The organism is Streptomyces sp. NPDC058008 (genome assembly GCF_042886395.1).
Taxonomy (GTDB): domain Bacteria; phylum Actinomycetota; class Actinomycetes; order Streptomycetales; family Streptomycetaceae; genus Streptomyces.
The window spans coordinates 59,854-71,607 of sequence record NZ_JBHVQX010000022.1 but is presented as its reverse complement, the minus strand read 5'-3'; the positions used below and the strand labels follow the sequence as shown (position 1 = coordinate 71,607).

The following is an 11,754-nucleotide window of genomic DNA, read 5'->3' as shown; positions in this document are numbered from 1 at the left end:
GACGCACCCAGCACACGTAACGGAGAAGCGCGATGCGGAAGATACTCATAGTCGGAGCCGGCCAGTCCGGTCTCCAGCTGGCCCTCGGACTCCAGTCCCGCGGGTACGAAGTCACCCTGATGTCCAACCGCACCGCGGACGAGATCCGGTCCGGCCGGGTCATGTCGACGCAGTGCATGTTCCACACCGCCCTCCAGCACGAGCGCGACCTCCAGCTCAACTTCTGGGAGTCGCAGGCCCCGCGGATCGAGGGCCTCGGCGTCTCGGTCGCCGGGCCCGACTCCTCCCGCGCCATCGACTGGGTGGGCAAGCTGGACGGCTACGCCCAGTCGGTGGACCAGCGGGTGAAGATGGCCGGCTGGATGGAGACCTTCGCGCAGCGCGGCGGCCAGCTCGTCATCCACGGTGCCGCGGTCTCGGACCTCGACTACTTCTCCCGCACCTACGACCTGGTGATGGTCTCGGCCGGCAAGGGCGAACTCGTCTCCATGTTCGGCCGGGACGCCTCCCGTTCGCCGTACGACGCCCCGCAGCGCGCCCTGGCCGTCGCCTACGTCCACGGCCTGGGCCCGCGCCCGGAGCACCCGGACTTCGACGCGGTGCGCTGCAACCTGGTCCCCGGTGTCGGCGAGCTCTTCGTGATGCCCACCCTGACGATGTCGGGGCGCGCGGACATCCTGTTCTGGGAGGGCGTCCCGGGCGGCCCGCTCGACGCCTTCCAAGGCATCAAGGACCCCTCCGAGCACCTGGCCAGGACGCTGGAGCTCATGGAGAAGTACCTCCCGTGGGAGTACGCCCGCGCCACCAAGGTCGAGCTGACCGACGCCAACGCCACGCTGGCGGGCCGTTACGCCCCGACCGTGCGCAGGCCCGTCGGCCGGCTGCCCGGCGGCGGACTGGTCCTCGGCGTGGGGGACGTGGTCGTCGCCAACGACCCGGTCACCGGCCAGGGCTCCAACACCGCGTCCAAGTGCGCGCACTCCTACCTGGAGTCGATCACCGAGCACGGCGACCGGCCCTTCGACGAGGAGTGGATGGAGGCCACGTTCGAGCGGCACTGGGAGAACACCCGGCACGTCGTCAAGTGGACGAACGCGATGCTCGGCCCGCCGCCGGAGCACGTGCTGAACCTGATCGGCGCGGCCGGGCAGCTCCAGCCCGCCGCGGACCGCTTCGCCAACGGGTTCAACGACCCGGCGGACTTCGAGAACTTCTTCTACGAGCCGGACAGGACCAACGCGTACCTCGCGGAGATCTCGGGCGAGCGGGGCTGACACCCGCCACCAGGACCGGGCCGTCGCGTCACCGCCGGAGGCGGGGGCGGCGGCCCGGTCCTCACACCCGGGGGACGTCGTAGCCGGTGTCCGCTCCCGAGGCGGCGTCCCGGGGCAGTTCGGGCCGGGTGTACGCGCCCAGCGGCCGGCCGTCCGGGTCGGGGCGGACGGCTCCCAGCAGCGGGTTCGAGGCCAGCGGGGAGACCTTCACCGTGGCGCCGGGCCGGGGGGCCTGCACCACCAGGCCGTCGCCGATGTAGAGCGCGACGTGCGTCGCCCCGGGGAAGTACACCACCAGGTCGCCGGGGCGCATCGAGCCGACGGGCACCTTCGGCAGGGTGCGCCACTGCTCCTGCGAGGTGCGCGGGACGGCCAGGCCCGCGGCCGACCACGCCTGCGAGGTGAGTCCTGAGCAGTCGTAGGAATCCGGCCCCTCGGCGCCCCACGCGTACGGCTTGCCGATCTGCTCGACGGCGTAGCGGACGGCCGCGCCGCCCCGTTCGGTCGGCGGGCGGACCGAGCTGAGCGCCCCGGAGGCGGTGAGCTCGTGCTGGGCCTCGCCGACGTTCTTCTTCTCCAGTGCCGCCACCGCGGCGAGCTGCTCGGGGGAGAGGGAGGCCAGCATCGCCTCGATGCCCTTGAGCCGGGTCCCCACGGTGTCGCGCTGCTTCTGCCGCTGCGCGGCCAGGGCCCGCTGCCGCTCCTGTGCCGCCCGTGATCTGGCCGCCAGGACCTCGGCGTGCCTCTCCGCCCCCGTCAGGCGCTCGACCACGGCCGACCGGCCCGCCTGGGCGCGCTCGATGACGTGGCTCTGCTCCAGGGCGCGGGCCGGGTCGTCGGCGAGGAGCAGCCGCAGGTACACGGAGAAGTCGGTGCGCCCCTGGTACTGGTCACGTGCCAGCCGGCCGGCGTCCCGCCGTCCGGAGTCCAGGGCCGTCCGGGCCCGGGAGAGCTCGGTGCGCAGCTTCGCCGCCTCGGCGGCCCGCTTCTTCAGCTCCTCCTCGGTGCCCTTGTAGAGCTCGCCGGCCTCCTCGGCCTCCCGGTAGAGCGTCTGCAACTGCTTCAGCAGCCCGGCCACGCCCTGCGGGGCCGGGCCGGCGGCCGGTGGGGGCTCCGGCGCGGCTCCCGGGCCGGACGGCTCGGCGACGGCCGGGGAGGCGGCGACGACCGCGGCCAGCACCGCCGTGCAGAGGACGCGTGAGACTCGGCCCGACACGGATCACCTCCGGGGTCAGGGGCGATACCGATTAATCGGACTACCCCACAAATGCTCGGATCGCGTCCATCCGGTCACCCGGCCCCGGGCGATGCAAGGACCGCCCGGCGTGCCGCCCCGGGGCGTGCCCCGAACGGCGGAGGTGGGCGGTGCGGGGCGCTCACGCCACCGGGAAGGCGTAGAAGGCGCGCTCCCGCTGGACGACGGAGGTCTTCCCGGCGGCCAGCACCCGGTAGGGGGCGCTGACCGTGGCGCCGTCGGGGGCCTGGGCCCCGATGTCCTGGAACTTCCACAGCCGGCGCCCGTCCGCGGCGGCGAACGCGGTCACCTGCGAGGCGTCCGAGGCGAGCAGGGTCCTCCCGCCGCCGCTCAGCGTGAGCGCGGGGGCGTCGCCGCCGAGCGGGACCTCGGTGGACCGCCGCCAGAGCAGCTTCCCGGTCGCCCGCTCGACCGTGCCGACCTCCTGGTTCCGGTTCGTGACGTGGAGCAGAGGCCCGGCGGGGAGGGGGGTGCCGAAGACGGACGACGGGGTGCCGCCGAGTGTCCAGAGCGGTTTGCCCGTACCCGTCTCGAAGGCCTGGAGGCCGCCGCCCACCGCGCCGTAGAGCCGGCCCTCCTGGTCCCCGGCCGCAGCGGCGGCCGGAGCGACGGTGCCGAACTGCCGGTTCCACAGGAGCTTTCCGGTCGCCCGGTCGAAGCAGCGGAAGAACGCCCTGCCCTTGCCCGCCGTGACATCGGCGGGGGTGAGCGTGCCCGCGTCCTGGCGTACGACGACGTCGGCGTTCCGCACGGCGGTCAGCCGGTAGTCCGGGGTGCCGGGCGCCCGGCCCGCGGGAACGGCGACGCGCCAGAGCTCCTTGCGCAGCACGACGTCGTACGCGAAGAAGTAGGCCCGGACGGCCTGTGTGTCCTTGCCGGCCTTCTCGCCCTTCTTCGGCTTCGGCGCCTTCACGGTGACGGTGTGGGAGCCGGTGAACCAGAGGACGGACCCGGACCGGCCGGTGACCACGGCCGTCCTCATGCCCGGTACACCGCCGAACTGGTCCGCGTAGCGCACCCGGTGTGCGACCCGGCCGTCCTCCGGCGCCAGCCAGAGGAACTCGGTGGGGCCCGCCAGGAAGCAGAGGCCGTCCCCGGCCGTCAGGACCGTCCGGGCCCCGGCGGCGTCGGCACGCTCCCACACCTTCCGCCCCGTCCGCAGGTCGACGGCGGTCGCCCCGGCCGTGTCCGTCAGCACCAGCAGCCTGTCCTGCCAGACGCCCGCGGTGAGCGGGGCCGGTGCGGAGGCCGGGTGGGTGTACGTCCACCGGGGATCGGGGGCCCGGCCGGGAACGGCGGCGCGCGGCGCGGTGGCCGGCTTGGCGTCGGACGCGGTGGCGGTGGCCGAACCGTCGGACCCGAGGACCGACACGGCGGTCCCGCCCAGGACCATTCCGGCGGCGCCGGCCGCGACGGAGGCGAGCAGCGTCCGGCGCCCGGGCGGCGGGGCGGACGCGGCATGGCGCGCACCGGCGGGCGGCACCGGAGCGGGCAGCGCCGGAGGGAGCGCGGCGGGCGCGCCCCGCGGGGCGGCTGCGGAGGGATACACGTACGGGTAGGGCGGTGCCGGTGCCGGCTCCGGGTGGTGGGGGGCCGGCGTCGCCGCGCGGGGGAGGGCCGGCTGGGCCGTCGCCCGGTCGGAGCGCGGGGCGGGCGCGGCGGTCCCGAGGAACCGGGTGGTCCCGCCGCCGGCGCCGGAGGAGGGCAGGGCGGAGTCCGCACGCGGGTCCTGGGACACGGGCACCGCGTCCTCGGGCACCGGGTCCTGGACGTGCGCCACCGGCACCGCGTCCTGGACCCGGTCCGCCACCGGCTCCAGGGCCCGCACCCGCGCCGCCTGGTCCGTCACGGCGGCCGACAGCGGCCCGGGGAGCCAGCCGTTCCTGGCGAGGCCCGCCGCGCCCTCCAGCGCCAGTTCCGCGGCGACCGACCCCGCGGTGGGCCGGGCGGCCGGGTCCTTCGCCAGGCAGCCCGCGACCAGCTCGCGCAACTCGGCCGGTACGCCGCCGAGTTCGGCGGAACCGTGCGCGATCCGCTGCGCCGCCTCCGCCACGGGCCCGTCGGCGAGCGGAGTCGTCCCGGTCGCCGCGTACGCCAGCAGCAGCCCCAGGACGAACAGGTCGGACGCCGGGCCCGCGTCCTTGCCCTCGACCTGTTCGGGGGTGAGGTAGCCCAGTCTTACGGACAGCTGCCCGCCCTCCCTCGCCTCGGCGGACGCGGCCGCCCCCAGAGGCCCGAACGCGGTCAGCCGGGGGCCGTCCTCGGCCAGCAGCACCGTCTCCGGCGCCAGGCCCTGGAGCACGGCCCCGGTGGCGTGGACCCGGGAGAGCGTCTCGGCGAGGCCCGCGCCCAGTATCCGCACGGCACGCTCCGGCAGCGGACCGGCCAGGCCGATCGCGTCGGCGAGCGTCACCGCGGGCACGTAGGCGGTGGCCGTCCAGAGGCCGTCGTCGCCGGGGGAGTCGAGCGGCGGCTGCACCCAGCCCCCGGCGAGCCGTTCGGCGGTGCGGGCCTCGGACAGGAAGAGGCGCCGGAAGGCGGGTGCGGAGGCGAGGGCGGGCCGGGCGGCCGTCACGACGGCGAGGTCCTCGCGGTCCGCGCCCCGGGCGACGAAGTGCACGGCGCTCGCGCTCTCGCGGAGGCGTGCCAGCGCGGTGTACGGGCCGAAGCGGCGTGGATCGTCCTGACGTAGCGCCTCCATGGCGCACCCCCCTTGTGACCGAGCCCTCAGCACCTGACCGTCGATCTTACGGGCGCGGTCGCGGACGGGACTCAGGAACCGCTGCGGGGTCTGGTCCAGGGCCACTTGGGGGTGAAACGCTCACGGCCGCCGGGGGCGAACTCGTACACCCAGCCGCGCTGGATCCCGAGCCGCTTCGAGTAGCCCGCCGGGGTGCGCCGGTAGGCGTACACGGTGGCGGGGCCGCCGTCGGCGGCCGGCACCGGGACCTCGTACCACTTGGGCGGATGGCCGGTCGGGCCGAGCAGGACGGGCAGCACCCGGCCGTCCAGGGGGCCGCCGCGGAAGGGGGTGTTCTCGCTCTTCACCGGGCCAGTCTGACCCAGCGCCCCGGGTCCGGGTCCGACCGGGCCCGCCGGGCCGTGGCCGTACCCGGCGAAAGCCCCCGGACGGCCCCGGCACGGACCCGGATCCGGGCGGGAGGACCGGTGCACCCGCGCCGGTGGCGGCGGACCTGGGCCCGGCGGGTGGCCGGCGGTCCTGTCGGCGGCCGCCCGGGAGGCCCCCGGCCCGGGCCCGGACGGCCGGGGAGCCTCAGCCCGGTGGCAGCAGGTGCGCCGCGTGTCCGGCCACCGGGATGATCAGCGTCGCGAGCCGTCCGGCGGGGCCGTCGGCGGTCTCCTGGCCCAGCAGGTCCGCCACCACGGCCTCCGTCTCCGCGTCCGAGGCGGCGGTGGCCGCGAGCAGGGCCATCAGATGGTCGACCAGCCAGCCCCGCAGGTCGGCGGCCGGCGGCTGCTTCTCCTCGTCCAGCCAGATCAGGGACGCCGCCTCCACGGCCGCTATCCAGGTGCGCACCATCATCCGCAGGCGGGGTCCGGCGGGTGTCTGCCCCGGGCCGCCGCCCCGGCCGAGGTGGAGCAGGATCTGTTCCGCCGCCGACCGGCGCACACCGTCCACGATCGCCGTCGTGCGCGAGGTCTCGGCCACGCTGCCGCCGCGCAGCAACGCGCTGAAACCGGCGTCGTGCTGGTCGACGAAGCCGAGGTAGCGGTCCAGGACCCGGCTGACCCGCTCGGTGGGCGGGCCGGCGGCCGGTTCCGAGAAGCAGAGCGTCAGCTGCTCGGCGGCCGACCCGAGGGCCGCCTCGTACAACTGCTGCCTGCCGCCCGGGAAGTAGCGGTAGACCAGCGGACGCGAGACCCCGGCGGCAGCCGCGACCTCGTCGATCGACACGTCGTCCGGCGCCCGGTGGGCGAACAGCGTCAGTGCCGCACCGAGCAGTTGGGCGCGGCGCTCCTCGACACCGAGGCGTCGGTACGCGCGGGCCGGCGGTGCTGCGGAAGCGGGGGTCATACCCCGAAGCCTAAGCGCTCCCCCCGGAAGGGGGAGCGGCCTCAGGCCAGCAGACCGGAACTCTTCCACAGCCTGCGCCCCACCCCGTTGAGCACCCCGATGTCGTCGAAGAAGTCGGTCAGGCGCTTCGCCCCCGTCTGCATGACCTCCGCCCGGTGGCCGCTCGCCCTCACCTGCGCGACGGCCTCGTGCCGGTCCAGGCCGACGTTCTCGTACACCTGCGGGTTGACGAAGCAGACGGAGAAGACACGGGCCGCCTCCCCGCAGTTGAGCCGGGTCAGCCGGCGTTCCCAGAGGGGGGCGGTGACCATCTGGCGGCGCAGCTCCTCCCGGGCGTAGCGCACGTGCCTGGCCTCCTCGACGACGTGGATGCGGGTCACTCCGCGGACGAGCGGCTGGACGCGCTCGTCGGGGAAGGTGAGCCGCTGCATCCAGTCCAGGATCTCCTCGCCGAGCAGCGTCGCGGCGAACGAACCGGGGGTGGTGGAGATGGTCTTCAGCACCCGCGCCAGGTTGTGGTAGCGCCGGGGTACCGGATAGGCGGGCGCCCCGCCCCACTCGATCATGCGGGCGAACATCATGGAGTGCCGGCACTCGTCGGCGATCTCGGTGAGGGCGTAGCGGACGTGCTTGCTGGTCACGGACTTGTCGTAGATGTGCCGGACGAGCAGCTGCATCAGGATGATCTCGAACCAGATCCCGAGCGAGGCCAGCGACGCCGCCTCGTGGCGGGCCAGTTCCCTCCGCTGCTCCTCGGACATCCTCCGCCACAGCGGGGTGTCGTAGAGGGAGACCAGCTCGGGCGGCCAGAACCACTTGCCGTCCTCGGCGGGCGCGTCCCAGTCGAGCTCGGTGTCCGGGTCGAAGGAGTGCTTGGCCGAGGCTTCCAGCAGGCGGGCCGCGACCTGTTCGCGGTCCTTGAGCGGGCCCAGCGCATCGCGCAGCGCCTGGATGTCCTCGTCGGTCACTGTCGTCATGGCTGAAGGCACCTCGCACAGGGGTTACCGGCGGTCAGGATTACGGTCATGAATTATGAGACTGCTTGTCAGCAAGGCAGTCAATCCCCTGTGCGCGACTTGTTGACCGCGCGTCTACCAACGTGTGAACCTGCCAACTGACGCCAGCACCACGGAATGCACCATCCTCGCCAGGCGAAGGAGCTGTCCGTGTCGACACACGACCTCTACACCACCCCGCCCCCCTCCCCTTCGTGGCAGGTGCCCGCCAACGGGGCGGCCCGGTTCAGCTGGGACTACGACGACGGCCGTGAGCGCCTCCTCGCCCTCTACCAGAAGGGCAAGGACAAGCAGTGGGACGGCAACAAGCGCATCGACTGGAGCCTGGAGGTCGACCCCGCCGACCCGCTCGGAACCCCGGACGAGGCCCTCACCCTCCACGGAACACCGCACTGGGCGAAGATGACCGAGCGGGACCGCGGCGACCTGCGCCGGCACTACACCTCCTGGCAGTTCAGCCAGTTCCTGCACGGTGAACAGGGCGCCATGGTCTGCGCCGCCCGGATCGTGGAGTCGGTCCCCGACCTGGACGCGAAGTTCTACTCCGCGACCCAGACCATGGACGAGGCGCGGCACGCCGAGATCTACGCCCGCTTCCTGCACGAGAAGGTCGGGATGCTCTACCCCGTCAACGACAACCTCCAGGGGCTGCTCGGCGACACCCTGCGCGACTCCCGCTGGGACATGCCCTACCTCGGCATGCAGGTCCTCATCGAAGGGCTCGCGCTCGCCGCGTTCGGCATGATCCGCGACACGACGACCCGGCCGCTGCCCAAGCAGATACTGGCCTACGTCATGCAGGACGAGGCCCGTCACGTCGCCTTCGGGCGGATGGCGCTGCGGGACTACTACAAGCAGCTCGGCGAGGCCGAACTCCGCGAGCGCGAGGAGTTCGTCATCGAGGGCTGCTACCTGATGCGCGACCGGCTCAGCGGCGTCGAGGTCCTGGAGAACTTCGGCATCGGCAGGCAGGAGGCCAAGGAGCTCTCCGAGCACTCGGAGTACCTCCAGCTCTTCCGCAAGCTGCTGTTCAGCCGGATCGTCCCCTGCGTCAAGGACATCGGCCTCTGGGGCGAACGGCTCCAGAAGGCCTACGTCGACATGGGCGTGTTCGAGCTCGGTGACTCCAGCCTGGACCTGCTGATGGCCCAGGACGAGGAGATCGCCGAGCAACTGGACCGGGACCGCTTCGCGGCGGAGGAGCGGGCACGGGTCGCGGAGGTCGCCGAGGCCATCGCGGACGGCGGCGCCGAAGGCTGAGCGCCGGGCCGCCCGGAGCGCTGCGCGCCGCCGGACCGCGGGGAGCGTGAGCGCCGAGCGCCCGGCCTCACGCACCCCCTCAGCGCCTCAGTGCCGCCTCCATCACCGCGCGGGCGACGGGCGCCGCGTTGCCGCCCCCGCTGACGTCCGCCCGGTTCGCCTCCGCGTCCTCCACGACCACCGCGACGGCCACCGCGGGGCGGCCGGAGTCCGGGGCCTGCGCCCAGGCGATGAACCAGGCGTACGGCGTACCGGAGTTGTCGACCCCGTGCTGGGCGGTTCCCGTCTTCCCGCCGACCGTCACGCCGTCGATCGCCGCGTTCGTGCCGGTGCCGTGCTCCACGACGTCGGTCATCATCCGCTGGAGCTGCCGGGCCGTCCCCGGCTCCATCGCCTTGCGGTAGGAATCGGAGCCCTGCCGGCGGACCGTGCGGCCGTCGTGGGTGGTCACCCGGTCCACCAGGTGGGGGCGCCGCAGGTCGCCGCCGTTGGCGACCGCCGCGGCCACCATCGCCATCTGGAGCGGGGTGGCGGACGTGTCGAACTGGCCGATCGAGGACTGGGCCAGCTGGTCGTCGCTCATGTCCGTGTCGAAGTTGCTGCGGGCCACCCGCGACGGGATCCCCAGACCGTCGTCGTTGAAGCCGAAGCCGCCCACCGCCCTCAGCATCCCGTCGAGCCCCACCTCGACGCCGAGATGGGCCATCACGGTGTTGCAGGAGACCCGGATCGCCTCCGCCAGGGACGCCTTCTCGCAGCCCCGCGCCTCGTTGGGGAGCACGGTCGAGGTGCCCGGCAGGACGTACGGGGACGGGGTGTCCGTCGCCGCGTCCGGATCGGTGACCACACGGGCGTCCAGGGCCGCCGCCGCCGTCACGATCTTGAACGCGGAACCGGGCGGATACGTCTGCCGGATGGCCCGGTTGAGCATCGGCCTGCTCGGCGCGCGGTTCAGCCGCGCCCACGCGTCGGTGACGGCCGAGCCGGTGCCGGAGAGCAGCTCGGGGTCGTAGGAGGGGGAGGAGACCAGCGCCAGGATCCGGCCGGTGGCCGGGTCGAGCGCGGCGACCGCGCCGCGTCGGCCGTCCAGGCCGTCGTACGCGGCCCGTTGCGTCGCGTCGTCGATGGTGGTGACGACGTCGCCGCCCGGCTGCCTCTCGCGCGTGAGGTCGCCCCAGAGCGGCAGCGGGTCCAGCAGCGGGTCCGTGCCGGAGAGGACGCCGTCCTCGGCGTTCTCCAGCAGGGTGGTGCCGTACGTCTGCGAGGCGTAGCCGGTGACCGGCGCGTACAGCGGGCCGTGGCGGTAGGTGCGCTCGTACGCGAGCTGCTCGCCGGTGTCCTTCGACCCGGTGACGGACTCGTCGCCGACCAGGATGTCGCCGCGCGGCTGGTCGTAACGGGCGATGACGGTGCGGCGGTTGGCGGGGTTGGAGTCGAGCCCGTCGGCCTCGAAGACCTGGACGCGGGCGGCGTTCGCCAGCAGGGCGAGGAGCAGGAGCAGGCAGAATCCGGCGGCGCGCCGGATGTACGGGATCACCGTTCCTCCCCGGCCGGGGAGGCCCCGCCGGGCGGGTCGGGGGTGCGGGCGACGTCGCTGACCCGGATGAGCAGCGCCACGATGATCCAGTTGGTGACGACGGACGAACCGCCCTGGGCCAGGAACGGCATCGCCATCCCGGTCAGCGGGATCAGCCCCATCACCCCGCCCGCGATCACGAAGACCTGGAGCGCCAGGATCGAGGCGAGCCCGATCGACAGCAGCCGCCCGAAGGGGTCCCGCAGGGCCAGGCCGGCCCGGAAGCCGCGGGCCACCATCAGCGCGTACAGCAGGAAGATCGCGGTGAGCCCGGCCAGCCCGAGCTCCTCGCCCGCGGTGGCCAGGATGAAGTCGGACTTGGCGGCGAAGCCGATGAGGACGGAGTGGCCGAGCCCGAGGCCGGTGCCGAACATGCCGCCCGCGGCGAAGGCGAAGAGGGACTGCGCGAGCTGACTGGGACCCTGGCCCGCCTTGATCGTGGCGTACGGGTCCAGCCAGTCCTCCACCCGGCTGTGCACGTGCGGTTCGAACGAGCCGACGACGAAGGCGCCCGCGGCGGCGAGCAGCAGCCCCACGGCGATCCACCCGGTCCTGCCGGTGGCCACGTAGAGCAGGATCACGAAGAGGCCGAAGAAGAGCAGCGAGGTGCCGAGGTCCCGTTCGATGACGAGGACGCCGACGCTGAGCAGCCAGATCGCGACGATGGGGCCCAGGACCCGGCCGGTGGGGAACTGGAGCTTCCAGATCCGGCGCCCGGTGTACGCCAGCGCGTTGCGGTTCGCCGCGAGGTAGGCGGCGAAGAAGACCGCCAGCAGGATCTTGGCGAACTCGCCCGGCTGGAAGGAGAGTCCGCCGACCCGGATCCAGATCTTGGCCCCGTTCACGGCGGGGAAGAAGATCGGCACGATCATCAGCGCGAGCGCCGCGGCGACCGAGAGGTAGGCGTAGCGCTGGAGCACCCGGTGGTCGCGCAGCAGGACGACGACGGCGATGAAGAGGGCGACCCCGAGCGTGGACCAGACCAGCTGCGTCGGCGCCGCCCGGTCGCCCGGGGTCTCCAGGTCGAGGCGGTAGATCAGCACCAGGCCCAGCCCGTTGAGCAGGACCGCGATGGGCAGCAGCAGCGGATCGGCGAACGGCGCGCGGAAGCGGACCGCGAGATGGGCGAGCAGGGCCAGCAGACCGAGACCGGCGCCGTACCCGGCGACATCGGGGGGCACGGCGTCGTTCCGGGCCAGGCCGACGGCCGCGTAGCCGTAGACGGAGATGAGCACGGCCCCGATCAGGAGCGAGAGCTCGACCCCGCGCCGCTTGGGGAGGCGAAGCGCGGGCGGGCGTGCGTCCGCCGTCGTTGCGGTCATGCCCCGCAACGTAGC

Annotated in this window: 9 protein-coding genes; 2 read left to right on the top strand and 7 right to left on the bottom strand. The window is 73.7% G+C overall.

Translation table 11 applies throughout. From position 1 onward, the window contains the following. Positions 1–32 precede the first annotated feature (32 nt). Complete coding sequence (locus ACFVS9_RS22635) at positions 33–1,274, top strand: styrene monooxygenase/indole monooxygenase family protein (protein WP_389934849.1); 1,242 nt, start codon at positions 33–35, stop codon at positions 1,272–1,274. Positions 1,275–1,335: 61 nt separating this feature from the next. Here ACFVS9_RS22635 and ACFVS9_RS22630 read toward each other — a convergent pair whose 3' ends face one another. The 5 genes from ACFVS9_RS22630 to ACFVS9_RS22610 form a co-directional block, all read right to left on the bottom strand. Further along, entirely contained in the window at positions 1,336–2,490 is a 1,155-nt protein-coding gene (locus ACFVS9_RS22630) for an NlpC/P60 family protein (protein WP_389934846.1), read from the bottom strand. Between the two features lie 160 nt (positions 2,491–2,650). Beyond that, positions 2,651–5,230: a PQQ-binding-like beta-propeller repeat protein gene (locus ACFVS9_RS22625; RefSeq protein WP_389934842.1), complete on the bottom strand. Its 2,580-nt coding sequence runs from the start codon at positions 5,228–5,230 to the stop codon at positions 2,651–2,653. Between the two features lie 71 nt (positions 5,231–5,301). After that, complete coding sequence (locus ACFVS9_RS22620) at positions 5,302–5,577, bottom strand: hypothetical protein (protein ID WP_383114335.1); 276 nt, start codon at positions 5,575–5,577, stop codon at positions 5,302–5,304. 226 nt (positions 5,578–5,803) lie between these two features. After that, complete coding sequence (locus ACFVS9_RS22615) at positions 5,804–6,565, bottom strand: TetR/AcrR family transcriptional regulator (protein WP_383114334.1); 762 nt, start codon at positions 6,563–6,565, stop codon at positions 5,804–5,806. Positions 6,566–6,606: 41 nt separating this feature from the next. After that, a complete protein-coding gene (locus tag ACFVS9_RS22610) occupies positions 6,607–7,542 on the bottom strand; it encodes a diiron oxygenase (protein WP_383114333.1) in 936 nt (311 codons plus the stop codon). Positions 7,543–7,731: 189 nt separating this feature from the next. On the opposite strand from ACFVS9_RS22610, the gene ACFVS9_RS22605 reads away from it, so the two are divergent. Then, on the top strand, positions 7,732–8,841 hold the full coding sequence (locus tag ACFVS9_RS22605) for a ferritin-like domain-containing protein (protein WP_383114332.1): 1,110 nt from the start codon (positions 7,732–7,734) through the stop codon (positions 8,839–8,841). Positions 8,842–8,920: 79 nt separating this feature from the next. Here the strand turns inward: ACFVS9_RS22605 and ACFVS9_RS22600 are convergent, their stop codons facing one another. Together ACFVS9_RS22600 and ACFVS9_RS22595 are read right to left on the bottom strand one after the other, a co-directional pair. Next, on the bottom strand, positions 8,921–10,378 hold the full coding sequence (locus ACFVS9_RS22600) for a penicillin-binding transpeptidase domain-containing protein (RefSeq protein WP_383114331.1): 1,458 nt from the start codon (positions 10,376–10,378) through the stop codon (positions 8,921–8,923). Further along, positions 10,375–11,739, bottom strand: coding sequence for an FtsW/RodA/SpoVE family cell cycle protein (locus tag ACFVS9_RS22595; RefSeq protein ID WP_389934836.1), 1,365 nt, complete (start codon positions 11,737–11,739; stop codon positions 10,375–10,377). Before ACFVS9_RS22595 ends, ACFVS9_RS22600 begins: the two co-directional genes overlap by 4 nt. Positions 11,740–11,754: the final 15 nt, after the last annotated feature.